This is a genomic window from Levilactobacillus suantsaiihabitans, assembly GCF_004745505.1.
Lineage (GTDB): Bacteria > Bacillota > Bacilli > Lactobacillales > Lactobacillaceae > Levilactobacillus > Levilactobacillus suantsaiihabitans.
Genome location: NZ_RKLX01000005.1, coordinates 89,356 through 115,938 on the forward strand (window position 1 = coordinate 89,356; position 26,583 = coordinate 115,938).

A 26,583-nucleotide genomic window follows, 5' to 3' on the forward strand; every position below is an offset into this window, starting at 1 on the left:
ATCTATATTTAGTATATTGTGAAAGCGCATTCATTTAAAGCAAATAGTGACCAAAAACTGATATGAACTTTGTCAAACCTGCACAAAAACATTGATAAATTCAATACTTTTAAAATTTATTAGGATGTATCGTGCCGAATTTCTAACTTGCCGGTCTATCTAGGATTCTACTCGAATGGATTTTGATCAGACAAACTTTTTACATCACTTCTAGAAATATACTATGGACCCTCAAAAGGGTTGACAGCGTTTTCATACGGTTGTATATTTCAATTGTACGTATTTATTAGCACTTATTTGAAATGTATTTTCTTAAGGTACTTACAAATATTAAAAAGGAGCATATCGATCCTATGGTACAAGCACAAGATTACGTCAACCCATTGATTGTCCAACGGGCCGACCCATACATTTACAAGCACACGGATGGTTACTACTACTTCACTGCTTCTGTTCCAGCTTACAACCTAATCGAAATTCGCCGGGCCAAAACTTTGAACGGTTTAGCCAACGCCGCACCCCGGACTATCTGGCGTAAACACCCAGATGGTAGCGGTGCCATGAGCCAATTGATTTGGGCCCCTGAATTACACTACATCGACGGCAAATGGTTCATCTACTTCGCTGCTTCTCACACCAAGGAATTTGATCACAACGGCATGTTCCAACACCGGATGTACTGCATCGAATGTGACAACCCAGACCCAATGCGTGACGAAGCCGACTGGATCGAACATGGTCAAATCGAAACACCACTGGATACCTTCGCCTTGGATGCCACGGTCTTCGAAGCCCAAAACAAGTTGTACTACGTCTGGGCCCAAAAAGATCCTGCCATCAAGGGTAATTCCAACATCTACATCGCTGAAATGGCAAATCCATGGACGTTGAAGACCAAGCCAGTGATGTTAACGAAGCCGGAATACGATTGGGAAACCAAGATCTTCTGGGTCAACGAAGGTCCCGCAGTGCTTCACCGCAACGGTCGTTTCTTCTTGACCTATTCTGCAAGCGCTACCGACGAAAACTACGCCATGGGAATGTTGACCGTACCAGAAGACGCCGATCTCTTGGATGCTTCTAACTGGTCCAAGTCCAAGACCCCTGTCTTCCAAAGCAACATGCCAATTCACCAATACGGTCCCGGTCACAACTCATTCACCGTCGCCGAAGATGACAAGACCGATATCTTAGTTTACCACTGCCGGAACTACACCGACATCAAGGGTGACCCATTGTACGATCCAAACCGTCACACCATGGTTCAACCATTCACTTGGAATGATGACGGAACGCCAAACTTCGGCAAGCCAGTGCCACATAATTACGAATAATATTAGTGTTAGCAACTTACATACAATCAGGAGGTTATTTCATGCAAGGAAACTTAACTGTTGATCTCGATAATCAAATTTCTAAAATTGATGACCGTGTTTATAGTGCTCTAATTGAACATTTAGGCCGTGCTGTCTATGATGGCCTTTACAATCCTGGTAATCCTAAGTCAGATAAAAATGGCTTCCGTCAGGATGTTGTCAAAGCCGTCAAGGACTTAAATATTGATTTGATTCGCTACCCTGGTGGTAATTTCGTTTCCGGCTTCAACTGGGAAGATAGCGTCGGCCCAAAGGAAGACCGTCCAACTCGTCTAGACTTGGCTTGGCGCAGCATTGAAACCAACCAATTTGGCCTGCATGAATTTATGAAGTGGGCCGATCAGACGGGTACTCGTCCCGATATGGCAGTCAATTTAGGTAGCCGAGGCATTGATGCCGCTCGCAACTTAATTGAATACTGCAACTTTCCCGGCGGCACTTACTGGAGTGACCTGCGGAAAAAGAACGGCGCCGAAAAGCCATTCAATATCAAAACCTGGTGCCTGGGCAACGAAATGGACGGCGACTGGCAAATTGGTCACAAAACTGCTGAAGAGTATGGTCGTTTAGCCCATGAAACTGCTAAAGTCATGCGTCTAGTCGATCCCGATATCGATTTAGTTGTTAGTGGTAGCTCAACCCGTGAAATGGCAACATTCGGTAGCTGGGAAGAAACCGTTCTCGACCATACTTATGATGATGTCGATTATCTCTCTCTTCACCGTTACTACGATAATAAGGAAAATGACCTTCACAATTTCTTAGCAAAGTCCATTGATTTTGATGAATTTATTAGTGGTATTGTTGCGGTCTGTGACGCTGTTAAAGCACGTAAACACAGTGAAAAGACCATCAATCTTGCGCTAGACGAATGGAATGTCTGGTACCACTCTAATCAGCAAGACGACGAAACCGCCCCATGGCAAAACGCCCCCCACTTGCTGGAAGACCACTACAACTTTGAAGACGCCTTGATGGTTGGGACCATGCTGATTACCTTGCTCAAGCACGCCGACCGTGTTAAGATCGCCTGCCTGGCACAATTGGTCAACGTCATCGCACCAATCATGACCGATGACCAAGGCATCTGGCTACAATCCATCTTCTTCCCGTTCATGCAGGTCTCCAAGTACGGTCGGGGCATTGCGCTGACACCAAAGCAAACGGCTGACACTTACGACAGCAAGGACTTCAAGGATGTACCTTACCTCGATAGCCTGGCCGTTTACAACCAAGATGCCTCTGAAGTCGTGGTCTTTGCCGAAAACAAAGGCGAAGATGCCATGGACTTCACCACTGATCTACGCGATTTACAGGCTGATAGCATCATCGAAGCCACACAATTCTATGGCTACGACATCAAGCAGACCAACGAAGATCAACAAATGGCAATTCAACCCAACAAACAGGTCACATTGGACGACAACGTTCTCAAGACCACGTTACAACCCTTGTCCTGGAACATGTTCCGGATCAAGGTTAAGTAAGCAATTCTGAATAAAAGGGCTTCAACGTCCTACCGCACTGAGCGGTTAGGCGTTGAAGCCCTTTTGTTTTATAGCTATTAACTCGCCGACTCGCCCGCATCCTGCCCCTTATTCGCCACAAACTCCCGAATAATGGCCATGAAGTCTTCGCCGTACTTATCCAATTTGCTCTGGCCGACGCCCTTCACGTCGAGGAAAGCTTGATCATCGACGGGGAGGGCTTCACAAATGGCGTGCAGGGTTCTGTCCGAGAAAATGACGAACGGTGGCTTGCCGATAGCTTCGGCCAGGCTACGCCGCAATGCGCGCAGCTGCTCGAAGAGTTCGTCGTCTTCGGGGGCCAGGCGTTTCACTTGCCGGGCCATCTTGCGGAAGACCTGAGTCTCGCCCTTCAGGACTGCCCCGCCAGCCGCCGTGACCTTGAGCGTGGGGTATTGGCCGCCCACGCTCGCCAGGTAACCAGCCGCCGTCAAGAAATCGATCAGCTCACCCACGGCCTTTTGGCGCTGACCACGCATGATGCCGTAGGTCGCCACGTCGTCGAGATGTTGTTCCAAGACGCGCTGGTTGTGCGCGCCCGTCAGCACTTGGGCGACCACGGCCTTGCCGTACCGCGACCGCAAGCGAATCACACAGGACAAGATTTTCTGCGCATCGGTGGTCACGTCTTGAGCTTCGCGGTCATCCAGGCAGTTGCTACAACGGCCACACGGCGCCGACTCCTCCCCAAAGTAATGGAGAATAAATTGCTGCAGACACCCCTGCGTATTGGCGTAGCGGTTCATGACCTGCAATTTTCGGTAGGCGCGCTGGCGGTGTTCCTCATCCATTTCGGATTGGTCGATAAAGAACCGCTGAATTTGCAAGTCAGACGCGCGGTAAAGCAAAATGGCCTCACTAGGTAGGCCGTCTCGCCCCGCCCGACCGGCTTCTTGGTAGTATGCTTCCAGTGTACCGGGCACTTGGGCGTGGATCACGAAGCGCACGTTGCTCTTGTCGATGCCCATCCCAAACGCGTTGGTCGCCACCATGACCTGGACCCGATCATATAAGAAGTCTTCTTGATTTTGCCGCCGCACCTCTTCCGCCAATCCCGCGTGGTACGGGGCCACGTCGATGTGGTGGCGCTGCAGCAATTTGGTGACCCGGTCAACTTCCTTGCGGGTACTGGCGTAAATGATGCCCGCCTCGCCCGCGTTGACCTTGAGGTAATCCAAAATGTAGCGGTCGGTATCCTGGTCCTTGACCACCGTTAAGTTCAAATTGTCGCGCGCAAAGCCGGTATTGACCTCGTTGGCCGCGTCGATTCGCAGCTGTTGGCGAATATCGGTCGCCACCTGTTCCGTGGCCGTCGCCGTCAACGCCAACACCTGGGGGTGCGTCGGCAACTGCTCAATGGCGGTACTCAACGCCAGGTAGCTGGGCCGAAAGTCGTGGCCCCATTGCGAAATACAGTGGGCCTCGTCGACCGCCAGCAAGTCGATGGGCAGGCTTGCCAAGGACTGGATAAAGGCAGCCGAATCCAACCGCTCAGGCGCAATATAGAGTAATTTATATTCACCGTTGTGCAGAGCGGCCAGCCGTTCTTGAATGTCCGGCCATTCCAGCGAACTATTGATGAAGGTCGCGGGAATCCCACTATCGTTTAACGCGTCGACCTGATCCTTCATTAAGGAAATCAGAGGCGACACGACCACCGTAATGCCGTCAAAGAGCATCGCGGGGATTTGGTAACACAGGGACTTACCGCCACCCGTGGGCATGATGGCCAGACTGTTCTCCCCGGCCAAGACGTGTTCGATTACTGCCTGTTGCCCTGGTCGAAATGCATCATAGCCAAAGACCTGTTTTAAAACGTGTTGCGCTGCCGTCAGATCCATCGAGTCGCTCCTTAGTCATTTTTTCACTAACTTTTTTCGGGTTGTTCGTGTGCCGGCCTTGGTCAGCATACCGCCACACTTGCTTGCCATTTACCACGCCGGTAAGCACGTGTCACTGCCACCCCGAAGTGGCAAAAATCCGAGTTATTTCGGGGATTACTCCCCCACTCGAAAAAATTTTTAATCATTTTTTGAGCCAATTTAAAAATCTCAATAAGTCTATTCTACTGGCATTCGGGTTCGGTTACAACCGAACAACGTGATAATTAATTTTCACAATCTCGCCCGAATATAGTTGACAGGTGGGATAAATTCGACTATAGTAAATTTCATCGTACACAATTCAATTGGAGGCATGACATTTTGACAGAAGACGACTTAACCTTGGCAAATCAACTTTGCTTCTCAACTTACCACGCCAGCCGCTTGTTGATCAAACTGTATCAGCAAGCACTTCAGCCGTTTTCGCTCACGTATCCCCAGTACCTCGTTTTGCTAGTTCTGTGGGAAAATGATCGATTGCCCCTGCATGAGTTGGGTGATCGGTTGGACTTTGGTAGCAACACCCTGACGCCTTTGCTGAAACGCATGGAACTCAACGGGTGGTTGACGCGTGAAGCGCTCCTGAGTGACCGGCGGCAGTTGATCATTTGCCTGACCCCCCGGGCCCTGCAACAAAAGCCTGAGATTTTTGCGGCTGTAAAAGCCTACGTGGCGCGCCAACCGTTCAATCAGCACGACTACCAAACGGCCCTGCAGCTCAACCAACAGCTCATCACCCAACTCCAACGTTTGTTACCCTAGTCATTTTGCGTTCGTTAAACCAATCGTTCACGACTTAATTTTAGAAAGAGGTTCTCTAACTTATATGACTCAAGAATATGATGTTGCTTTTATCGGGAGTGGTCACGCCAACTGGCACGCCGCTGTCACCTTGAAACAAGCCGGCAAGTCCGTCGTTATCATCGAAAAGGACCTGCTCGGTGGCACCTGCACCAACTACGGCTGTGACGCCAAGATCCTGTTGGACGGCCCGGCCGAACTGCTGGCCCGCTTACGCCGTTACAGCACGGTCGGCGTCGACACCACGGCCCACGTGGATTGGCAACAATTCATGGCCTACAAGCACCAGGTCATCGATCCGTTACCGACCCAAATGGCCGGCATGTTCGACCAACTGGGCATCGACGTCATTCAAGGTAGCGCCATTTTGATGGGCGACCATTTGATTCAGGTGGGCAAGCAGGTCATTCAAGCGACTAACATCGTCTTAGGCACTGGGCAACGGTCCAAACGCTTAGGTATCGTCGGCAAGGAATTTCTCCACGACAGCCGTGAGTTCTTGGACCTGCCCGAACTGCCGCAGCACATCACCTTCATCGGCGCCGGCATTATCACGCTGGAATTTGCTTCATTTGTCATGGCACTGGGCAGCCAGGTCACGATTCTGGAACACGGCGACCGGGCCGCGCGCGGCTTTGACGCCCAACACGTCGGTAAATTGATCACCCAAATGGAAAACGACGGCGCCACCTTCTACTTCGGCGAGACCGCCCTGGCCGTGGATGTGACCACGGACGGCTACCAGGTCACCACGACCAGCGGCCTTAGCGTTGACACCAATTACGTGGTCGACGCCACCGGTCGCGAAGCCAACGTGACCCACCTGGGCCTGGAAAATGCCGGCATCCACACCAACCACTTCGGTATCGTGGTCGACGACCATTTACGAGCCAACGGCGCTAACATCTACGCCAGTGGCGACGTGGTGGCCAAGCTCCAACCGAAATTGACCCCGACGGCCACCTTCGAATCCAACTACATCGCTGGCCAAATTCTCGGTGACACAGCGCCCATTAGCTACCCGGCCATCCCGAGCGTGCTGTTTGCCCTGCCCCGCTTAGCCCAGGTCGGCGTAACCACGGACCAGGCGGCCGCTCACCCCAGCGACTACCACACCCAAACCATTCCGTTCGGCCAATTGCTCGCGTTCGAATACCAAAACGAAACGACGGCCGAACTGACGGCTGTGCTCAATACCCATAACCAATTGGTGGGTGCGGCCATTTATGGCTTGGATGCGCCTGACCTGATCAACGTCTTGACACTGATCATCGACCAACAGCTGACCGGCACGGCACTGAGTCGACTGATCATGGCCTTTCCCACCCCCACGCAAGGCATCATCGACGCACTATTGCCCGCCATGTTAGCACCGCAAGCAGCAGATACGCCTGCTGACTAAATCAAAATTCACTTCAAGGCTTGGACGCTGGTCCGGGCCTTTTTGGTCTGTTTACATAGTTGTTGGCAGCCCGCCTTACCGTTCGCTAGAGATGCGTTGGAACGCTGAGGGCGCCGGCCCAAGCCAAAGAGCGGTCTTGGGCCTCAACTTCGAGCCGAAAGCCCACGTCTCAAAGTTGCCAGTTCCCTAAGCGCCATGACCCGCGCCGCTAAGGGAACTCCCACAGCTGAACGCATCTCTAGCGAACTCTCGGCTACGGTGATGGTCGACAAATACCACGCACTCAGGCAAGTACCAGCGCTGACGACCCGTATAATTCCGGCTGGTCTGGCGTTTTATATTTGACACGCTCAATCTTGCCGGAGTCAGCCAGAGGTGGCGCCAGCTGTGTCGACGGTGTTGGCTGAGGTTTTGTCTCAGCCTACAGCGTGGGGCGACTTGGGAGACTTGCGGACTTCGCGAGGCTTCCAAGCGAGGCGGAAGCCCGCTTCTCAGGCTGAAGCCGTCCCCCATAGCAGGCAGAACCTCTGGCTGACGTAGGCTACTGGTTTAGCCAAGAACGGTAAGGCGGCCAGCAAGATCAATACCGTCAGCCACCTGCGTAGTCGCCGTTAATTCAGCCACCGCCAATACCGACGCCTTTGCCACCCGCTTACCGCCGCAACCTGGCATACTAGTGTTAAAGACTGGTGATTGACTGGGGGTGCAACGATGTCTCGCCTACACAAATTTTATACTATCAGCGTCGTGGGGCTGGCCCTGACTTCCATTGTCCTGACGATTTTAGACTTTTCGCGGCTGATCGACCTGACCCACCGGCCATGGCTCTTTTACGACCAAGGTATCCTGCTTTTCCTCACTCTCGACTACCTGATTCGACTGGGGCGCGCGCCTGACAAACGCCGCTTTTTTCGGCAAAACATCTTCGACTTGCTGGCCATCATCCCCCTCAGCAGCCTCTTCAGCTTCTTTCGGCTGGCCCGGCTCACCCAACTTTTCCGCCTGACGCAGCTCTTTCGATTCGTGCGGCTAGTGGGCTTTCTGGGCAAATTGCGGCACGTGCTCAAGCGATTTCTCAAGACCAACGGCTTCATCTATTTGCTCTGGGCGTGCATGGCCATCTTGATTCTGGCGGCCACCCTCTACGCCTACGCCGAACACGTCTCCTGGGGCGAGGCGCTGTGGTGGGCGATTGCGACGACCACGACCGTGGGTTACGGCGACGTGGCCCCGCACACGGTCGTCGGCAAGGTGGCGGCCACAGTGTTGATGCTGGTCGGCATCGGCTTCATTGGGGCGCTGACCAGTACCATCACCACCTACTTCGCCAATCGCGAATCCGCCACCGACTACCACCGGCTAGAACAACATCTGGAAAACATCGAGCAGCAAAATCAAGAACTCCGCCAGCTGGTGGAAACGCTCCAAAATCAGGTCAAGAATAAGTAACTCATGGCGTCAAAAATAGTCGTTTACAGCCACATAATACGAACTGGCCGCCTACCGTTCGCCAAGTATGGGTTGGAGCGCTGGGGCGAACGGGCCGAGCCAAGGGACGGTCTCGCCGCCTCGCTTTGAGCCGAGGAGCACGTCTATATCCGCCACATAGCCGAAACGTGCCGGCGTTTTTCCCGAAATCGCGATTCTTGCTGAACTACTTCTCTTCTCCTAGCCGGCAATGATATAATACGGGTTAAAAGGAGTTGCTGTACTTATGGAAAAACGCATTAAAGGTTCATGTACCACTATTTTAGTGGGGAAAAAGGCCTCCATCGATGGCTCCACGATTATTTCGCGGAACGACGATGGTCACGAAGCCCTCGACCCTGAAAAGTTTGTCGTCATCAACCCGGCCGACCAACCACGGCATTATCAATCCGTCATCAGTGGCGTCAAGGTCGAGTTGCCGGACAATCCCCTACGCTACACGTCCATCCCCAATTCAATCTTAACCAACGGGATCTGGCCGGCTGCGGGGATCAACAGTGACAACGTCGCCATGTCTGCGACCGAAACCATCACGACCAACTCACGCGTCATGGGCATTGACCCCTACGTGGCTGGCGGCTTGGGTGAAGAAGACCTGGTTACTTTGGTTCTGCCTTACATCCACAGCGCCAAGGAAGGGGTCCAACGCCTAGGCAGTTTGCTCGCCCAATACGGGACTTACGAACCTAACGGGATCGCCTTTTCTGACAACAACGAAATTTGGTGGTTAGAAACCATCGGCGGTCACCACTGGGCAGCCAAGCGGATTCCCGACGACGCCTACGTTGTCGCGCCCAACCGGATGAATATCGACGACTTTGATTTCAACGCCGATGACACGCTGGCTTCAGACGACCTCGAGGACCTGATTGCCAAATACAACCTGAACCCCGACTTTGAAGGCGTCAACCTGCGCCACATCTTCGGGAGTGCCACCGATAAGGACACGGTCTACAACAACCCCCGGGCTTGGTTCGGTCAAAAGTACTTCACTCCAGACGTAGAACACGACCCTCAAGATCAAGACCTGCCATTCATTTGCCACGCTAACCGCAAGATTACCATCGAAGACGTGAAGTACGTCTTGAGCTCACACTTTGAGAACACCAAGTACGACGTTTACGGTGACGGCTCCGAAGCTGACAAGACCAAGTTCCGGCCAATCGGTATCAACCGGAACCACGATGTGCACATCTTGCAAATCCGTAACAACGTTCCTGACAGCATCGCCGGCATTCACTGGTTAGCCTTTGGCGCCAACACCTTCAACACGGTCGTGCCATTCTACGCCAACGTGGACGACACGCCAGCCGCTTACAAGGATGCGGACGGTACCTTCAACTTGAACCACATGTACTGGTTGAGCTGCACCACGGCACTGCTGGGTGACACGGACTACGACCTGTACGTCGACTTCCGCAACACCTTCGCTCTGGAAGCCATGGGCGCTTACCGCAAGATTCAAAACGACACCGATGCCGCTATCGAAAACGGTGCCGACGTGAAGATTTTGAAGGATGCCAACGAAAAATTATCCAACGAATCCTTCACGCGTCAAACCAAGTTACTGGGCGACATGGTGACCTTTGGTTCCGAACACATGAAGTTACGCTACAACTTGAACGACTAATCGTTTGCTTAGTCAATGGCCCATTGGGAGGATCTCTCCTGATGGGCCATTTTTCGCTATCATGAACTATCGCCTCTGGTCTAGTCAGTATACCTGCTTCACCCCATCGTTGTATAGAAAAATCGCCCCTTTTGCCAGCAGAATCGTTTTAAGCCGCTACTAGTCTACCATTGCAATGATTTTACAGCACAAAAAGAGAGCTCAGAAATTATTCCAAGCTCTCAATAGACTTATGCGAAGTAATTTAGTCCTTCACCGTTTGGGCCACTGCCGCATTGACAGCGTCCTTTTCGGCTTCGACCAGGGCCACGCGGGTCGCAATGACCTTGGTGTCCATGGTGATTTCCCGGGTTAAGCCCGGCGTGTTGATTTTCGGTTCGAAGAAGGCCTTGAACTCAGCCAACCGTTCTGGCGTGTGGAAGACCCCGGTCGTCACGGTGATGTACGTGGTGAATTCCATGTCGCCACCGACCGTGTCCTCGAGCCATTGCCAGTCGTTGCGGATCCAGTCCCAAGCAGCTTGTTGCCCCTTGTGTGCCAGCACACCGCGGTACCAAGCCCGTAAGTCTTGGGGCTTGATGGTGTCAGCGTCCTCGAAGACGTCGATCAGCTTGGCCACCAGGTCGCTATCTGGCGTGGTTGGCAATGCCGCGGCAATGTCGGCCTTGTAGCTGGCATCGCTGGACTTGCGGTAGTCGTTTAGCAACTGGTCAAACAACGCCGCGGACCCGAAGTTTTCGACTTCGTTGGCCAAAATGTAGACCCGCACCGCCGCCGGTAAACCGGCTAAGTTGTCCTGGTTGGCCGTGAAGATGTCGTGTGCCGCTTGCAAAGCCGCATCATCCTTGGCATACAGGGCGGCGCTTAAGATCGTTGGCCGGGTCAACTGGTCGTCGTTGCTTTCGCCAGCCCGCGGTAACCAGCCCAACCGGGCGATCTGGTCGCCACTTAATTGGCCAAACAAGGCGCGCAATTGTTGTTCTTCGGCGGAGCCTTCCTTGACGAATTTCTTCAGGTTGGCCGCGACGCCGTAAAGCACGTCGTTGACAATGGCCGAATGGCTGGCCGCAAACCGTGGTAACAACGGTACGATGTCGGCGTAGGAGATTTGTTGGCCTTCCGCTAACAGCCGCAGGTCTTGGAGCAACTGTAATTGAGCGATGGCATCGAGGTCATCTAAGTGCGCCAAGATGTCTTGTAGCAGGGTGTCGTCGTATTTCACGATGAAATGCGAGTTGTTGCCGACGTTCAGGCGGAACGGTTCGCCGCTAGCCTGGCGTAGCTCAGCGTAGTCGCCTAACGTGGCGTCAGTAGCCGCAAAAATGGCCGGTGCGGCGTCGTAGTTACTGTTCAACGGCACTTGCCATTGCCGGCCGGCATCCTTGCCATCCCCAATAAAGAATTGTTGTTGGTGAATGGTCAGTTTGCCGTCCACGACTTGAGCCGAAACCACGGGGTAGCCCGGTTGCTCCAGCCAAGACGTCATGATGGCCCCGACGTCCATGCCGGAAGCGGCACCGAGGGCGGCCCACAGGTCGGCCCCGGTGGCGTTGCCATAGTGGTGGGTGGCGAAGTAGTTCTTCAACCCTGCCCGTAAGGCGTCGTCGCCGATCAAGGCCCGGACCATGACTAACATCCGGGCACCCTTGGCGTAGACGATGGCACTGTCAAAGAGCGCATCGATTTCAGCCGGGTCTTCCACTTGCACGTGCACGGATTGCACGCCATCAGTGGCATCCCGTTGGAGCGCCATGGGAGCTTCACCCGTCTGGAAGGCTTCCCAGATGTGCCAATCCGGTTCGATGGCGTCGATGGCCACGTATTCCATCATGTTGGCGAAGCTTTCGTTCAACCAGAGGTCGTCCCACCACTTCATGGTGACCAGGTCACCGAACCATTGGTGAGCCAGTTCGTGGGCAATGACCGTGGCCACACGTTGCTTGGTTTCAAAGGCGGTGTTGTCGGGATCTAACAGTAAGTAGGCTTCCCGGTAAGTGACCAGCCCCCAGTTTTCCATGGCCCCGGCAGAGAAGTCTGGTAAGGCCAGTTGCCAAGAATGCGGCAGCGGGTATGGCGTTTGATAAAAGTCTTCATAAAATTCAATCGAGCGCTTGGCAATGTCTAAGGCAAAGTCGAGTTCCTTGGCCTGGTGGGCCTTGGTGGCAAACACGCCGACCTGCACACCACTCTTGGTCGTGGTCAGCTTGCTTTGCAGGTCACCAAAGGCAAAGGCAATCAGGTAAGAGGACATCCGCACCGTGGTATCGAAGTAGTGGACGCCGTCTTCCGTCTTCACCTCGGGCATGTTGCTGATGATGGTCTCGCCCGGCTGTTCGTCGAATTTGATGGCCAGGTCAAACGTGGCCTTGGCCTCGGGTTCATCGACACACGGGAAGGCTTGCCGTGCGGCGGTCGTTTCAAATTGGGTCCCGATCAACTGCTTCTTTTCGCCGTTCAGTTCGTAGTAAGACGGGTAAATGCCCATCATGCTATCGGTCAACGGCGCGTTGAAATCAATGGCCAACGTGGTTTCGCCGGTCTTGGTCAGTTCGATGTGAATGGCTTCGGTCTCGTCGTCAAAGGTAAACGGCACGGCCTGCCCGTCAGCGGTGACGGCACTGATCGTCATGTATTTTTGGTGAATGGCAATCCCCGTTTCCTTGGCGTCACCGGTGATGGTCGACGTCCCCGAGATTTGCTTGGTTGCCCGATTGATATCGAGAAACACGTTGTAATGTGATGGTTGGAATAATTCATAAAAATGTGTGGATTCTGCCATAGTTTTCTCCTTAAATTCTTAGAATAAACCCATTATACGACAATTGATTCTGCAACGCCACGAATGACGCGGGAAATTACTGATTCCCGGCTTTGAGCCAGGCCTCCACCTCTTGACCGGTAATCGCGGTCGTAAAGCGGTGGCTGGGCCCCCAGTTGATGGCCGGATAAGCCGTCTTCAGCGCCGTCGCGGATTTAGCGATGGGCGTCGACCCCGAGGTGCAGAACTGCCGAACGTCCTTGCAGCGAAACAGTCCGGTCTCCAACAGAGTGTTGATCACGTGCGGCACCTGGCCCCACCAAAGCGGCGAGCCCAGAAAAATGGTGTCCGCCTGGGCAATCATGCGCTTGTCTGGCACCACGATGCCGGGACGCGACGTGCTGTCGTTGGTCTCCAGCGACGTCCGACTCGTCGCGTCATGCCAGTCCAGGTCAGCTGCCGTATACGGTTGTTCGGCCTGCAGCGCCACCAGCTGGGCCCCGGTCACGGCCGCAATCTTCTGTGCGACCGCCTGCGTGTGTCCGGTATTCGAAAAGTATAAAATCAGTTGTTTTGCCATATAAAATCCCCCTGTGCTTGGATTTTTCTCTCTAGGTCAAGTTTACACCCTGGGTGGGGGATTCTTGTAGTAAAAGCGTAGTCAGTTGTCGTAAAGAAAAAGGACTGTGCGCTCACAGTCCCTTGAAAATTACTTAGCGCGATGCAAAAACATATCGCCACCATGTTCCCAGCCCAAGTCCAGTGTCTTGCCACGAATCGAGAAAAAGTTCCGCTTGGTAAAAAGCGTGTCTCCGCCTAAGAGTGCTGACCCATGACTGTAACTAACCACATGAACCTTATGCGTTTTGTGATCGTACATTTTATCGGGTAAGTATCCCTTCATCTGCCACGTCGCGGACTTCTTGTAAACATGCATTTTCAACTTGGGACACCACATATTCTTTTTGACGTGGTGTGGGCTATTGTATTGTGGCTTGATGACCCAAGTGCCCCGCATTTTCTTGGGCAATACTTTAGTACTGGCATTAGCCGGCACTGTCATGACTGGTCCCAACGTAACTACTGTCAGTAAAACCGCTGCGAGTTGTTTCAGCTTCATCTGAACCGCTCCTCGGATTATGTATTTGGTACATTCTTAGAATACCATGGTACCGGCGATTGTTCTCAGATGAGCGGCCCGCATCTTTCAATTAATCAGGTTGGGTGGTGATAAACGTCATATGCTGACTTTTTAGCGTTTTACCCTATCTCATGGTGTTCACCTGGCCCAACTGCCGGTGCCCCGCTACTACGCGTGAGGGCAACGGCGTTTGCGCACCAACCAACGCCAACCGTTTTAAGAGCGGTGACAAGAATATTAGACTGTTAGGACGTCCCGTAACTGGCTCACATTACCTCGGGCCGGCCTTTTTTAACCGAAAAAAATCCCGCGGCCGCTTTCTTCAAAGCGATGGCCACGAGATTTTTTCGCTCAAACCAATCTACTTCGGGGTTGCCAAAACCACCGCTGGCTCCTCCGTCTTGTGTGTCGGCAGAATAATCATTTCGCTGTTTTGGGCATCAGTGCGCGATACCACATGCCAGCGTCTGGCGTGTTGTCCGCGCGCAACCGAAGCATATGCTTTCACTTAACGTCCAACCCGCTAATGTTTGGCCTTGGCACTGCCATACGGTAATCTGCTATTTCGGTCTAGCAACCACCATTCAACGTCGATATGGTTACTTCTTGTAGAAGTAAGTCCTTTGCGGTGTGCCATCTCCAAAATGATCAAGAAAGACCAGTGCGGTTTTGCCATGATGTTTTACTCGCTTGATGGTCCTATTAAAGATACTATTCATGCCATACCAACCAACGCGCCAAGTGCCCTTTTTCTTTCCTTTTTTGACGCTAAGATCACTATGATTATAATAATCCGATTTCTTTTTTCCAGACCACTTTACCAAAGTCCTTTTCTTACCATGATAATTAGACTTATAGTGGTAAACGTACTTGGTAATCTTTAACGTATGCTTAATTTGGGGATCCTCATTGTCAACGCTTAACCACGTTCCTCTCAACGACTTTGGCATCGTCGTGTAGTGAATCCGTGCTTGCGCCGTGGTCTCCGGAGCGACACTTCCACCCAGCGCCAATCCAGCGGTAACTGCCATCATTGAAACCAACCATTTCATCTTCATCGCTAATACCCCTTTGTCATTTTTCTATTGCTTGTAGTAGTAAATTTTCATCGGTCGCCCATCTAAATAGTGATCAAGCATGACTATTGCTGGCTTACCGTTATGCTTAACCCGCTTGTAAGTCCTTGCCATATCACTGTTCATCTTGTACCAGCTAATCCGCCAACGTCCCTTCTTCAGCTTCTTCACATTCAAATCACTGTGATTGTAGAAAGGCGACTTCTTTTTACCAGACCACCTGATCTTAGTGATAGTCTTTCCATTCACCACATACTTATAGTTATACACATATTTCGTAGCCTTAATCGTGGTACGATACTTGTATATATCACCGCCAATATTGTCCTTTTCTCGGTGGACCCAAGTCCCTCTGAGCGCCTTGGGCATCGTGGTATGGTGAATCTTGGCTTCCGCGGTACTACTAGGCAACGCCAATCCGCCCAACACCAATCCGGCCGCCAGCGCAACCGTTGTTGTGACTAACTTTGTTTTCATTTAAATCATCCTCCAAACAAACCCGCTCAACTACTTACTTCCGGACCGGATCTCTCTTCCACAAACTGTCATCAGATACCGTCTTAATCCCATGGTACTGCCCCAGCTTGTGCCAGCGTTTTTGACTTCGGTTCATGCCCTTATTCGGGTCAATGTGGTTCCACAACCGCTTTTGCCAAACGTTCATCCGCTTATTTTTCTTGGAGAACTTCACCTTGTAACGTTGGTCGGGATAGCCCGAACGCTTCAAGGTCGACTTGATTTGGTAGGTGTGCTTACCCATCTTCTTGTAGGCTGTCGCCGGGTCGCTTTCGTAACGACTGTTGTTGATCAAGACCTCGTCGAATGTGTCCTCATACTTACCGTTCTTGTAGTATGAACGTAAAACGTCGGCGAAGTAGTATTTGTTCTTCCACTTGCCCTCGGTGAGCTTCCCAATTTCAATGTAATTCCGAGAGTAGAGCTGCTTAGCGGACCCGAACTTGGCGCCCTTCTTGCCGGCCCACAACTTATGTTGCCGCACCAACTTGGGTAGTCCTTGATGCCAGGTACTAGCGTCGGCCGTGGTGCCCGTTGCCAGCACCAACGCACCGAACGTGACGAACATGAGTAGTAACCCCTTGCTTAATTTACGCATCATGATTGTCTCCTCAGTGATTCAGTCTTTTCCTATTTCCGCGTATTCATTGCCGTAAAGACGTTGGCAGCCGCAGAAACCTTGGCAGCTGAATTCGTTGATTCGGCTACGGCCAGATTCTGTTGTTGCAAGGCCAATTGGTCGTTTTGGAAATTCTGATTTTCTGCGACGTTAAAGGCTTCCTGCAATGTCGTTGCTCGATTTTCTTGGACTAAATGAATTAAGCGGTCAATCGTCCAGTAACTGTAAAATTCCCGCGGGAAATCCTGCAATCCCGCCAGGTAGTCTGGCTGTGCTTGTTCATTTGCGATTTGTTGATTGACTTGATCGATTTGCGTATTGAGCTTTCCTTGAGCCGCCGAACGCTGCATCCGTAGCCAAATGTAACCACCTAACAAGATTGCCAAAATAATCCCCGCAGCCACAACGTTATCCACCATAAATAAGATAAACAACATGACCACCACGAAAATGTTCCGATGCTTCTTGTACTTGTTAAATACCCCATCTGACTGTGTCTGTAAAACATAGATGTCATGGCGCAAGTCCTGAACCTTAGCCGTTAACTGCTGCTTATCCGTCAGGTAACTGATGATTTCTTCCTTTGTCATTTAACCAATCTCCATTCCTTCAATTAATCTGCGCTCTTCGTGTACTTGAATCCCTTAGCCAAGTCTGCCAGACCATCCGCAGAGTCAACGACAAAAGACTTTTTGTCCTTAGCCAGCGTTGCGGTCATATTGGTTTCGTTGATCTTCATGGTGAGCTGATCACCCTTTAACTGATATGTACCTTCATTAACCTTTTTATTGCCGGCAAATTCTGTGACCTTACTTCCCTTGAATTCCAGGGTATCGGTCGACTTAGACAATAGGAGGTTCGTCGTGTGCGAGTATTTGCCACTTAAATGTCGCGGCATCAAAACAATCAATCCTACAATAATCACCAGAACAACGATACCGCCAATCAACCAGCTCTTCTTTAACTTACCATTCTTATCTTTTAAGCCATCCACTTTGTCATCTCCTAATTACTTGCTATGGTCACCTCAAATTTGGCCGCATTAGTCAGTTAAAAAAAGCAGCCAGCGATGACGCCTTTCGTGATACCACACCACTCGTTCTGTCACCGACTAAACTGACCATTTACACTGTCACTATATATTTCACCAATCTATTGCTTAAATGTACGACTGCTCACCCTCACTTTCGTTATCGAAAACCAGCATTCGCACTCAGTGATTAAGCCGGCTGTAACCTTTTTTAAGAAGAAAGATTCACCCACTTGTCCTTGATGCTAAAGTACAATTAATACTGGTATTCTATACTGACAATATTAGTAAAGTTTTTCTTAAGTGTCAATATAACGTTTACTTAGTACCAGTATTTTAGGTACGCTTCTCTGCTATTCTGTATCGAGGGTGAACATATGAGCATTGACTTCTTCGGCGAACGGCTAAAAGCTGTCCGTAAATCAAAACGCCTGACACAGTTAGACTTGTCCCAACGATTAGAAGTAAGTAAGGGCACAGTTTCTGCCTATGAACAAGGACTGTCCTACCCCTCGTTGGAGACATTCGTTAAAATTTGTGCAATTTTAGACACTTCTGCTGATTATTTACTGGGGGTCTCCGACAATCTTCCCTTCAAGATGGGCGGACTGACCGACTCACAAGTCGAAAGCATCCTGCAATTTGTTTCACTGATCGAACGGGCTAACGAGATTACCCATGAACAGTGATGATTCACTAAAGCCCAAAAACACGACTACCTTGATGGCGGTCGTGTTTTTTATTGCTATTCATGGTCTTCTAAACTACTTCACATGCACCGACTTAGTAGCCGTCACCCGGGAAAAATGCCCGTGCGCATAGTGACCAACGGTGGCGCTCACTCGCTTGGCCTTGGGCGCGTAGATTTTCTTGCTGAACTTGTGGGCCTTCAGCTTGACGTAACGCGTCCCCTTGTAGGTCTTGATTTTGGCGTAGTTGGCCTTCTTGCTTAGCTTGACTGTCCCCTTCACTTTCACGTACTTCTTCGAGGCCGTCTTCTTGGCGGTCAGCTTCGTGATTTTACTCTTCGCTCGGGGAACCCCTGTCACCTTATCTGGCCGGATGTCGGCTCTAAAGTATTGCTCAAAGTAGTCGCCAAAATTACTGATAACCCCAGAGTCCACCTCGTTTTTACTGATTTGCTGATCAGCGTCATCAAGATAGTCACTAATCTCACTTTGGTAGATGGGCTCTAAGCGCCCTTTAAACTGATCATAAAGCACCAGCATCGCGTGATAGTCTTTCTTAAATGCCGCGGTGGCCTGTCCTTTACGGCCCAGTTCACTGATAGCATGGGATGACAGCGACTGCATGATCTGGGTGAAATACGCTGACATGGTCCCGCCGTACGCGTTCACCGGTTTTGCTGCCATCCGCTTGAAGAATGCCCCATTAATCTGTAGTTTGACTGCCGGACTGGCCTGCTTGACTGCCTGCTTAGCGGCCTTTTCGTCAGCCTTAAACATTTGGTAGCTAATCGGCGCGTCCGCCAGATATTCGGCCTGGGCAGTGGTGGTTAACGCGGGCATGGTCGTGGTGACCACCCCACCGAGTAAGACGCTACTCAGTAGGACAGTCGTGGCTTTGCTGATCCAGTTAAATGACATACTTGTTTCCTCCTAAAATGAAATGGTCTATGTTACTTACTAAGGGTTGAAAGGCGAAAATCAACTGAAACTATTGTTATCATGCGACTTATGACGTCAAAAACGGTCGTTTACAGCCTCACATCACGAACTGGTCGCCTACCGTTCGCCAAATATGGGTTGGAACGCTGGGGGGACGGGTCGAGCCAAAGACCAGTCTCGACACCTCGCTTTGAGCCGAAGGTCGCGTCTCAAAGTGGCCTCATGGCCGAAACGTGCGCCAACAGGCGTCTAAAACCCAGGTAGTCGCTGCATTGACGGCTAGTCTTTCATTAACACAGTGTTGCTGATAGCCGTCAACCTTGCCGGAGGCAGCCAGGGTGGAGCCAGCTGTGTCGGCGGTGTTGGCTGAGGTTTTTTCTCAGCCTACAGCGCGGGACGACTTGAGAGACTGGCGGTCTTGGCCAGGCTTTCAAGCGAACCGGAAGACCGCTTCTCAGTCTGGAGGTGTTCCCCAGAGCAGGCGGAACCCTGGCTGACGCAGGCGCCTGGTTTCACCAATTTCAGGTGTCAGAACACCGTCATTACGGTAATTAGTGCCTTAATTTCACTTTCAGCCTTCAGTTACTTCTTAATTCTGTGGTAATAAGCTTTGTGTGCGAAGGATTGGGTCTTCGATAGCTTTAACCGGTGATGGTTGAATGTCTTGAGATAATAGTGCACATGCTTGCCGGAACGGGTAATGCTCTTAACTTCATAGAGGTGCGCACTCAGTTTGCGTGCTGGCACCCGCCACATCAGTAGAATTGGCAGCTTCTTCGTAACTTTCTTGTTCGCGTGGTATGTAAAGTATTCATCAGCCATGTAATTTTGGGCAATCCCCAGTTCATGCAAATGGTTGTTGACCTTTTTGGTGCGATAAGTCCCTCTAATCTGCTTGGGCATCTTCTTTTGCCACTTGACTGCGGCATTAGCCGTCACTGGTGCGTTCAGAAAGCCACTGCCCATCATGACTAAGGTGATAGCAATCACAATTGCAAAAAACTTTTTCTTCATAATTTAATTCCTCCTATAATGATTGATCTTGCGAATCTGAATCAGCAATAAACGTGCCATCCTCACGATAATTAAACGTATAGCCCTCTGGTCCCAGAATCATCAAGTACCGGACAACCCCCAGAATGACAAACCAAATGGCGAAGGCCCATAAAAAAGCGTGCCCCATAATTTTGAACATAATCTTCATGCCAGCCGCGTCACTCTTGATGGCATTTTTGGTTTCGCCAAAAGATTGTTCTCTCGTGTTCGCGTTAATCATGCGGACCGCCCGGAACTGGGCCTTGCGGAAATCAGCAGCCTGCATTTCCGCAACGTTGTCGAAGATTCCCTTGGCCTGCCGCCCATGCTCCCACTCGCGGATGACCAAAAAACCGTTAGCCATGGGGTAAAAGATGGCCGCCTGAATGATAATCAGGTACCAGTAAAATGGCATTTGACCGCCCACAAACATTTCCTTGCCCAGGTAAGCAAAGGCCACGGCCCCAAATATTGAAATAGCGTACCGGGTCGCCCAGAAGCGGACATTTAAGCCAAAGTATAGCTGCTTAAAGATATCCAGTATTTTTTGAATCATTAAAAATCCTCCTTATCATTTTTCACTTACGTTAATATAAGTGATGCTAATCTAAAGTATACCGCAAACAATGATTATTTTCCTTATTATCTATAAAAAGACGTCTTTTAATCTCTGTCAAAGATAAGATTCCTCCATTATGGTTAGCTTTAAGACCACAATAGGAGATAGCCAACCATGCAAAATGTTATTAGTAAACTGGTCCATCAGAAACGACAAGCTTTAGACTTAACCATTGAACAACTAGCTGAACGAGCCGGCGTTTCCGTCAGTTTAATCTCACGAATCGAACGTGGGGAGCTGGCCAATATCAGCGTCAACAAGCTGCAGGCGATTGCCACCGCTTTGCACCTCACCCTCGGCGACTTTTTTGCCGATGACCCGTTGACCGGTGCGCACACTTTGGAGCTCATCGCCTATCTCAAATCCCTACCGGAGGCGCAACGCGAGGTCATCGCCGAAAGTATCTTGAAGATTCTCAAGCTATAGCCGATACTTCTGAACGATCAGCTCAGCGACTTCACTGAGTGTCCGGTCCTGCGCATAGGCCTGATACTCAGCCACCAAGTCAATCGTCTGGGTCGGCAACTGAATCTCAAAGATCCGAAATCGGTGATAATCCAGCCGGTGGTCCGTCCCCCGGTCAATCAGAAACTTCAGATCCTGCAAGCGTTGCAGGCGGCTCAACAATGGATTATCCAACTCTTCCATGTGCTCATCACTCCCAAAAAAATAAGCTAGCCTCAACCAAATTGGTTAAAGCTAGCTTACCGCCGTTTTTAAATTAAAAAAAGACTTGTATTCAGGATGAAATTAATTTTGGATATCTAATTAATGGTGCTTATAAATTAATTTTAACATGCCTGTCAAGTCCCTCTCAATTTGGAAAAAATCCTTAAACTGTTGCCCGTTTGAAAAACCGAGTTTCATAGTAGTACCTCCATGTAGTTGTTGATTTTTTCTCTAACTTTGAACAAATCTGCATAGCGTACCAATCGACCAATGTCTTTTTGTTTTAGCTGCGAATAGCTAATCATCGCTTGACGAATAGTTTCTGAATCTGATGAATCACGCGTTCGCAATATATCACAAAGTGTTCGTTCGACGTTATAGACCCGGACTTTGTGTTGACCTGGCGAAAGCACTTCCTCAATTCCTAGCTCGTGCCATTCTGACTTTTGATGATACACTCGAACTGGAAACTCACCGATTGCGCTGGGGTAGTAGCCGCGTGGAAAATTCATTTGATAGCGATCCGGCGTCCGATCGATCATGCGATGCAAAAACAACGCAGTGTCTTTGTAATAAACACCTTTACTAAACCGATATTGAAGGATATACATGTCGTCCTCAAATATCGCTGGGTCAATATACACGCCGCGCCCTACTCGCTCCAACTTACCACGGTTTGCAAGATCAATGAGCAGATGCGGATTAACCCCAAGCCTTTTAGCGTCTGCGGTCGTCACCTGACCATTATTTTGTTTCATAAATGCTTCGATTAAATCTGACATTAAGATCGCCTCACGTTTCAAACGTCATTATACCACATGATGACGTTTGAAACGTGAAAATACAAATACGGATAAAAGGACAGCTACTAGCCGTAAAAATTCGCTAGTCACTGTCCTTTTTTGCGACTAAGGTCAGGATGGCTTTTCGAGCAGATGCGATTGGGACCGACCATTTTCATTAAAAATTATCCTTGCCAAATGAAAATAACTTCTGTAATATCTAAACAGTAATCATTACTATTTAGATATTAGAGGAGAATTGATGATGTCCCATTTTAAACGATTTCTGTTAACCCCCTTGGCCCTGGGCTTGTTATTACTAGGAGCCACGGCCTGTAGCCCTACCAAGTCGCAGCCAACAACCAGCAAAACTAAACCGATTCACGTGGTGGCCAGTCTGGATTTCTATGGCGAAGTCGCCCGCACCGTTCTCGGTGACCACGGGACTGTGACCACCATTATCAAGAGTTCGGACATTGACCCCCACGATTTTGAACCCACCCCCAAAGATGCCACCGCAGTCGCTCGCGCCAACGTGGTTCTCGGCAACGGTCTGGGGTATGATGCGTGGCTTTCCAAGCTCGTCAAGAGTCATCACCATCAGGCACAGCTGATTCGCGTGGGTGAAGACGTCATGGATAAAAAGCTAGGGGCCAACGAACACATTTGGTATGACCCCGAAACGATGGCGCGGACGGCGACTTATCTGGCGCGGCAATTTGGTAAACGTGCGCCCCGCTATCGGGCAATCTATCAACGCAACGCCGCGGCCTATATCCGCCGCCTCGCACCGCTGCAGGCGCAAATCAAATCCTTAAAGCAACACAGTCACCAACAACGCGTGGACGTCAGCGAACCCGTCTTCGACTACGCCCTCACGGCACTCGGTTACCGGCGCAACAATCAGCAGTTCGCCCTGGCCATTGAGAACGGCACCGATCCCGCCCCCGCAGCTATTAAGCGCCTGCAGGCGGATCTTCGCCACCACCGTATCGCCTTTCTCGTCAACAATCAGCAGGCCAGCAATAAGACCGTTAAGGCAATGGTCCAGCTCGCCAAGCAGGAACAAGTCCCCGTTCTAAACGTGACTGAGACCCTACCACAAGAAAAAACTTACCTGACCTGGATGCAGGGACAGTACCGCCAGCTGGCTGCTATTCAACGACAAGCTAAATAACTCATCTGAGTAACCAGTAAACTGCTCGAAAAAAGACACTACCCAACCGCCGATAATTGACGGCGTGGGTAGTGTCTTTGAATTGGAGACGTTTCTATATCTTAAACGAATTCAACTTTGAGCTTTTTCCCCAGCGCAAAGGCAATCTTACTCATGGTGTCAAAACTAGTATTTTGGCCCTGCTCGATCCGTGCAATCGTTGACCGCGGCACATCTGCCCGCTCTGCTAGTTTCCGCTGGGTCAAACCAGCGCGTTCATCACCTCAACCGCACGCTCAAGTTTGGCAGATCCGGCATCAAAGCCTGCCTTGAATTCAGGGTCTTTAAGTTGTTCAGCAAGATAATCATCAAAAAGAATGTTCTTTGCTATGTTATTTACTCCAATCATAATTAAGGAGCTTATTCTTTACCCACATAACCACTAATGAAAACCAACTTATCAAAACCATTCCTTCCACTTCATCCCGACACCACTGATTCGCCATATGACGCGTTTCTTATGAACGCCGCCGATGTTTGTCTCGTCCTATTAGAAAAAATCAGTCTTGCAGATCATTGGTTCTCCCACATAAAAATTGCAACGTGAGGAAAAAATACCGCCATAGTATATCATTACATTTCTAATGCCAGCTTAAGTTCACAGGTTATAATCATTGAAGACATCGAACACCTCAGTGGAGATTTCCGGTTTAAGCTCCTGGAGCTTAACTTCATCAATAATTGATGGCAACGTTATTTTGGCTCTTACAAACGATGAATCCCAGATTGTATTATTAGTGTTCTTTACAGCATCACATAATTTCCCAGAAAACGTTAATTCTGAGCCCGACAGCATTGATAGCCGTTGCAACCACACATCCAAATATTCTAAATTGGGAGTATTCTCTAGCTTCGTTGTGATCTTAGATACTATCTTGGCGGATTCGCTAGATTTCTGTTGTCCTTTTAGGAGTATCTTGCTAAGCACGCCAACTCCCGGCGCAATAGCCTTCGGATTCTTGCTCACAATGTCTGCTACAATACTTATCAACGGCTCAATGGATTCCTCAATTAAACTTTGTTGATCTAACCTTTTAGCAAACGATGTTAAGGCCTTACTGATACTTCCAGAATTTGGAAATTTTTTTGACAACCAAAGAATTTCTAGCAGATGTTTTTGTAATGTTAACTGATAATTAACTCTACGATGTTTTCCATCCCAAACTTTAGGCATTATAATTGGCACTCTCGAATTCCAATAGACCTTATCCGGTTTAATAGCCGATTCAATAATATCAGAGACAAGTCCTGTTTTCTTAGTATTAAAATGCATATTCAGGTCAGCAAGTACATCGGCAAGTCCCTTTACAATTTTCTCAGCAATTTCCTTACTATTTGAAAAAATTCTATAATCATCGCGATATCTAACTACTTGCCAATCTACGTTATTCAAATCCTTCAATTTTTCAGAAAGAAGTAAGTCGGAATATCCAAGAACAATCTCAGCAATGAAGTTAAAAAGTTCTCCACCTTGTGGAATACCATTTGTTTGATTACATTGAAGTCTTTCCACTGTCCAATCTAGCTTATGCGCAAAAGACTTGTCATTGCGTTTTCCTGCCGCCTGCTTTGCAGCATCCTTTCCCCGGACAGCCCAGTCAATCGTATGTGTGTAAATTGAACCATAACAGTTAGTAATATCCGTTCTAATACAGTACGCATACTCTAGTGAGTTTACGATTGAGGTCTGTTCTAACTCTTCCCACCAATTTAAAATAGTCTCTGCGGTATCACCCATTTTCCCAGTTGACTTAACGGGCAGACTAATACACCTAATTTTCGGATTAGACTCGAATAAACCAAATCTATCAAGTAATTCATTCCAATTTTTATCCTCTGTTATTTTTTCTACAAGGTCAGCATATAAAAGCGGATGTACAATTTTAACTTCTCGCCAATCATATCCTGCATCCTTGTTCAAAATAATAGAGTAATTAGCTTTTTCGGCAGTCTTAAGAATATTACCATTAATCATCGAGTTGAGCTTTCCGCCTGAGACTTTTGAAAAGGCAAAATCAAGCACAGGCTGAAAGTCAAAGTATTCCGGCAATACCATACTTGCATAGCTACTTGATTTAAGGAAAAAGGCACGCGCTTCCGCGGCCGTCATTTCAAGTACACTTTTTCTTTCAGAGGACATCCCAATCATCACCGCCATCAATCAGTTTAACTAATTTTACCACGAATTATAGACTTATAATTTACGAAAAATCCCCGCCAACTCAGCCTTCATTCGGCCTAAACTTGGCGGGGATCCTGGTGGGAAATGTAACAATTCCCCGCCAATCGTATCCTTTGTACTTCCCGAAAACGCCGCTAAATCAACACTCCGGGTTCAATTAACATATAACTTCTACTCCCACTCAATAGTCGAAGGCGGCTTACTCGTCACATCATAGAGGATGCGGTTTACGTGATCCACTTCGTTAACGATCCGGACGGAAATCTCCTGTAAGACGTCCCACGGAATGCGGGCGAAGTCGGCGGTCATACCGTCGATGGAGGTTACGGCGCGGATACACACGGCGTAGTCGTAGGTCCGGCCATCCCCCATGACGCCGACACTCTTGATGTTTGGTAAGACCGTGAAGTATTGCCAAGTATCGCGGTCGAGGCCGGCCTTTTTGATTTCTTCGCGCAGGATCAAGTCACTATCAACGATTTCACGATGGCAGTTACTGCCCTTTGATGCCTAGCACATCATACGGCGAAAGATACAAGGTTCGCATGATTACTTTTGAAAGTTCACTTTGCGACAATGAATCCTCATTGGACAGCCAGGTAAGAATGACTGACATGATGGCATTAGTGACGATACACAACGCATATTTTTGCGGCAAGTCATTTCTAAATTTTGCAGTCCCTTTAACGCGCTTTAGTTCGCTTAAAATTGATTTCTGAAGCAAGGCTGTAATTGCGTTTGCGAAAGCCGGATCACCATTGGGGCCAAAAAGAAAACTAAGCATTGCTTTGTTTTCAGCCGCAAAAGCAACAATATCTTCTATCACAGGGTACGGTTGACCGGCACTCAAATCTTGATAGTTCATCGTCCCGTCAATGCCAGTATCTAACATCAACTGAAACTTGGAAGAAAGACTATTTTCAACAGTTGTTACCAAATCATCCTTATCCAGGTAGTGCAAATAGAAGGTTCCGCGACTAATACCACTAAGACGGGTTAAATCACTCACCGTAATTTGGTTTAGTGATTTCGTTTTCCCCGCGGTAACCAATGCATTCAAGATAGCTGCATCAGTCTGCGCAATTTGTTCTTGATGGGTTGGCATGACAACCTCCTTTATTTAATTGACACTTTTCAAATAAATGGGCATAGAATTCAGCAATCTATGTGTTTTAATAATCGTGTAGTTTGATTAACACGTTGTCC

At 49.4% G+C, this 26,583-nt stretch carries 25 protein-coding genes and 2 pseudogenes; 9 read left to right on the forward strand and 18 right to left on the reverse strand.

Annotated features, from left to right (window positions below; genetic code table 11):
* Positions 1–353: 353 nt before the first annotated feature.
* Entirely contained in the window at positions 354–1,334 is a 981-nt protein-coding gene (locus EGT51_RS04500) for a glycoside hydrolase family 43 protein (RefSeq protein ID WP_135367578.1), read from the forward strand.
* 41 nt (positions 1,335–1,375) lie between these two features.
* Positions 1,376–2,863 (forward strand): arabinosylfuranosidase ArfA, encoded by a 1,488-nt coding sequence (gene arfA / locus EGT51_RS04505; RefSeq protein ID WP_135367579.1) that lies wholly within the window; start codon positions 1,376–1,378, stop codon positions 2,861–2,863.
* 77 nt (positions 2,864–2,940) lie between these two features.
* On the opposite strand, the gene recQ is transcribed toward arfA, so the two are convergent.
* Positions 2,941–4,743 (reverse strand): DNA helicase RecQ, encoded by a 1,803-nt coding sequence (gene recQ / locus EGT51_RS04510; protein ID WP_135367580.1) that lies wholly within the window; start codon positions 4,741–4,743, stop codon positions 2,941–2,943.
* A gap of 363 nt (positions 4,744–5,106) precedes the next feature.
* Between recQ and EGT51_RS04515 the strand changes: the two genes are divergently transcribed.
* The 4 genes from EGT51_RS04515 (at position 5,107) to EGT51_RS04530 (ending at position 10,106) form a co-directional block, all read left to right on the forward strand.
* The gene (locus EGT51_RS04515) at positions 5,107–5,547 is read left to right on the forward strand and encodes a MarR family winged helix-turn-helix transcriptional regulator (RefSeq protein WP_135367581.1); all 441 of its coding nucleotides are present in this window, start codon (positions 5,107–5,109) and stop codon (positions 5,545–5,547) included.
* A 64-nt stretch (positions 5,548–5,611) separates the two neighbouring features.
* The gene (locus EGT51_RS04520) at positions 5,612–6,988 is read left to right on the forward strand and encodes a dihydrolipoyl dehydrogenase family protein (RefSeq protein WP_135367582.1); all 1,377 of its coding nucleotides are present in this window, start codon (positions 5,612–5,614) and stop codon (positions 6,986–6,988) included.
* A gap of 711 nt (positions 6,989–7,699) precedes the next feature.
* The gene (locus tag EGT51_RS04525) at positions 7,700–8,437 is read left to right on the forward strand and encodes an ion channel (protein WP_135367583.1); all 738 of its coding nucleotides are present in this window, start codon (positions 7,700–7,702) and stop codon (positions 8,435–8,437) included.
* A gap of 265 nt (positions 8,438–8,702) precedes the next feature.
* Positions 8,703–10,106, forward strand: coding sequence for a C69 family dipeptidase (locus EGT51_RS04530; protein ID WP_135367584.1), 1,404 nt, complete (start codon positions 8,703–8,705; stop codon positions 10,104–10,106).
* A 244-nt stretch (positions 10,107–10,350) separates the two neighbouring features.
* Here EGT51_RS04530 and EGT51_RS04535 read toward each other — a convergent pair whose 3' ends face one another.
* From EGT51_RS04535 to EGT51_RS04570, 8 genes are all read right to left on the reverse strand, one after another.
* On the reverse strand, positions 10,351–12,885 hold the full coding sequence (locus tag EGT51_RS04535; RefSeq protein WP_135367585.1) for a M1 family metallopeptidase: 2,535 nt from the start codon (positions 12,883–12,885) through the stop codon (positions 10,351–10,353).
* Between the two features lie 76 nt (positions 12,886–12,961).
* Positions 12,962–13,444 (reverse strand): flavodoxin, encoded by a 483-nt coding sequence (locus tag EGT51_RS04540; protein ID WP_135367586.1) that lies wholly within the window; start codon positions 13,442–13,444, stop codon positions 12,962–12,964.
* A 129-nt stretch (positions 13,445–13,573) separates the two neighbouring features.
* On the reverse strand, positions 13,574–13,984 hold the full coding sequence (locus EGT51_RS04545; RefSeq protein WP_135367587.1) for a hypothetical protein: 411 nt from the start codon (positions 13,982–13,984) through the stop codon (positions 13,574–13,576).
* A gap of 620 nt (positions 13,985–14,604) precedes the next feature.
* Complete coding sequence (locus EGT51_RS04550; RefSeq protein WP_135367588.1) at positions 14,605–15,063, reverse strand: hypothetical protein; 459 nt, start codon at positions 15,061–15,063, stop codon at positions 14,605–14,607.
* A 24-nt stretch (positions 15,064–15,087) separates the two neighbouring features.
* Complete coding sequence (locus EGT51_RS04555) at positions 15,088–15,558, reverse strand: hypothetical protein (protein ID WP_135367589.1); 471 nt, start codon at positions 15,556–15,558, stop codon at positions 15,088–15,090.
* A 34-nt stretch (positions 15,559–15,592) separates the two neighbouring features.
* A complete protein-coding gene (locus EGT51_RS04560; RefSeq protein WP_135367590.1) occupies positions 15,593–16,198 on the reverse strand; it encodes a hypothetical protein in 606 nt (201 codons plus the stop codon).
* Between the two features lie 29 nt (positions 16,199–16,227).
* Positions 16,228–16,806 (reverse strand): hypothetical protein, encoded by a 579-nt coding sequence (locus EGT51_RS04565; RefSeq protein WP_135367591.1) that lies wholly within the window; start codon positions 16,804–16,806, stop codon positions 16,228–16,230.
* A gap of 23 nt (positions 16,807–16,829) precedes the next feature.
* Positions 16,830–17,210, reverse strand: coding sequence for a hypothetical protein (locus EGT51_RS04570; RefSeq protein WP_135367592.1), 381 nt, complete (start codon positions 17,208–17,210; stop codon positions 16,830–16,832).
* Positions 17,211–17,623: 413 nt separating this feature from the next.
* On the opposite strand from EGT51_RS04570, the gene EGT51_RS04575 reads away from it, so the two are divergent.
* Positions 17,624–17,935, forward strand: a complete 312-nt coding sequence (locus EGT51_RS04575) for a helix-turn-helix domain-containing protein (RefSeq protein WP_125576650.1) — start codon at positions 17,624–17,626, stop codon at positions 17,933–17,935.
* A 75-nt stretch (positions 17,936–18,010) separates the two neighbouring features.
* Here EGT51_RS04575 and EGT51_RS04580 read toward each other — a convergent pair whose 3' ends face one another.
* The 3 genes from EGT51_RS04580 to EGT51_RS04590 form a co-directional block, all read right to left on the reverse strand.
* The gene (locus EGT51_RS04580) at positions 18,011–18,853 is read right to left on the reverse strand and encodes a hypothetical protein (protein ID WP_135367593.1); all 843 of its coding nucleotides are present in this window, start codon (positions 18,851–18,853) and stop codon (positions 18,011–18,013) included.
* Between the two features lie 603 nt (positions 18,854–19,456).
* The gene (locus tag EGT51_RS04585) at positions 19,457–19,888 is read right to left on the reverse strand and encodes a hypothetical protein (protein WP_135367594.1); all 432 of its coding nucleotides are present in this window, start codon (positions 19,886–19,888) and stop codon (positions 19,457–19,459) included.
* A gap of 13 nt (positions 19,889–19,901) precedes the next feature.
* Positions 19,902–20,465 carry a hypothetical protein gene (locus tag EGT51_RS04590; protein ID WP_135367595.1) on the reverse strand — a complete coding sequence of 188 codons (564 nt, stop codon included), beginning with the start codon at positions 20,463–20,465 and terminating at the stop codon, positions 19,902–19,904.
* A 177-nt stretch (positions 20,466–20,642) separates the two neighbouring features.
* Between EGT51_RS04590 and EGT51_RS04595 the strand changes: the two genes are divergently transcribed.
* Complete coding sequence (locus tag EGT51_RS04595) at positions 20,643–20,954, forward strand: helix-turn-helix domain-containing protein (protein ID WP_135367596.1); 312 nt, start codon at positions 20,643–20,645, stop codon at positions 20,952–20,954.
* Here EGT51_RS04595 and EGT51_RS04600 read toward each other — a convergent pair.
* Positions 20,949–21,176, reverse strand: a complete 228-nt coding sequence (locus EGT51_RS04600) for a hypothetical protein (RefSeq protein WP_135367597.1) — start codon at positions 21,174–21,176, stop codon at positions 20,949–20,951. The genes EGT51_RS04595 and EGT51_RS04600 overlap by 6 nt on opposite strands.
* A 215-nt stretch (positions 21,177–21,391) precedes the next feature.
* Positions 21,392–21,979, reverse strand: coding sequence for a type IV toxin-antitoxin system AbiEi family antitoxin domain-containing protein (locus tag EGT51_RS04605; protein WP_135367598.1), 588 nt, complete (start codon positions 21,977–21,979; stop codon positions 21,392–21,394).
* 265 nt (positions 21,980–22,244) lie between these two features.
* Between EGT51_RS04605 and EGT51_RS04610 the strand changes: the two genes are divergently transcribed.
* Positions 22,245–23,156 (forward strand): metal ABC transporter solute-binding protein, encoded by a 912-nt coding sequence (locus EGT51_RS04610; RefSeq protein WP_135367599.1) that lies wholly within the window; start codon positions 22,245–22,247, stop codon positions 23,154–23,156.
* A 101-nt stretch (positions 23,157–23,257) separates the two neighbouring features.
* Here EGT51_RS04610 and EGT51_RS04615 read toward each other — a convergent pair.
* From EGT51_RS04615 to EGT51_RS04630, 4 genes and pseudogenes are all read right to left on the reverse strand, one after another.
* Positions 23,258–23,526 (reverse strand): annotated as a pseudogene (locus EGT51_RS04615) (helix-turn-helix domain-containing protein).
* A gap of 267 nt (positions 23,527–23,793) precedes the next feature.
* Entirely contained in the window at positions 23,794–25,353 is a 1,560-nt protein-coding gene (locus EGT51_RS04620) for an RNA-directed DNA polymerase (RefSeq protein ID WP_225428679.1), read from the reverse strand.
* 195 nt (positions 25,354–25,548) lie between these two features.
* Positions 25,549–25,860, reverse strand: a pseudogene (locus EGT51_RS04625) (GMP synthase (glutamine-hydrolyzing)); the annotation flags it as partial.
* Between the two features lie 10 nt (positions 25,861–25,870).
* Positions 25,871–26,482, reverse strand: a complete 612-nt coding sequence (locus EGT51_RS04630) for a TetR/AcrR family transcriptional regulator (protein WP_135367600.1) — start codon at positions 26,480–26,482, stop codon at positions 25,871–25,873.
* Positions 26,483–26,583: the final 101 nt, after the last annotated feature.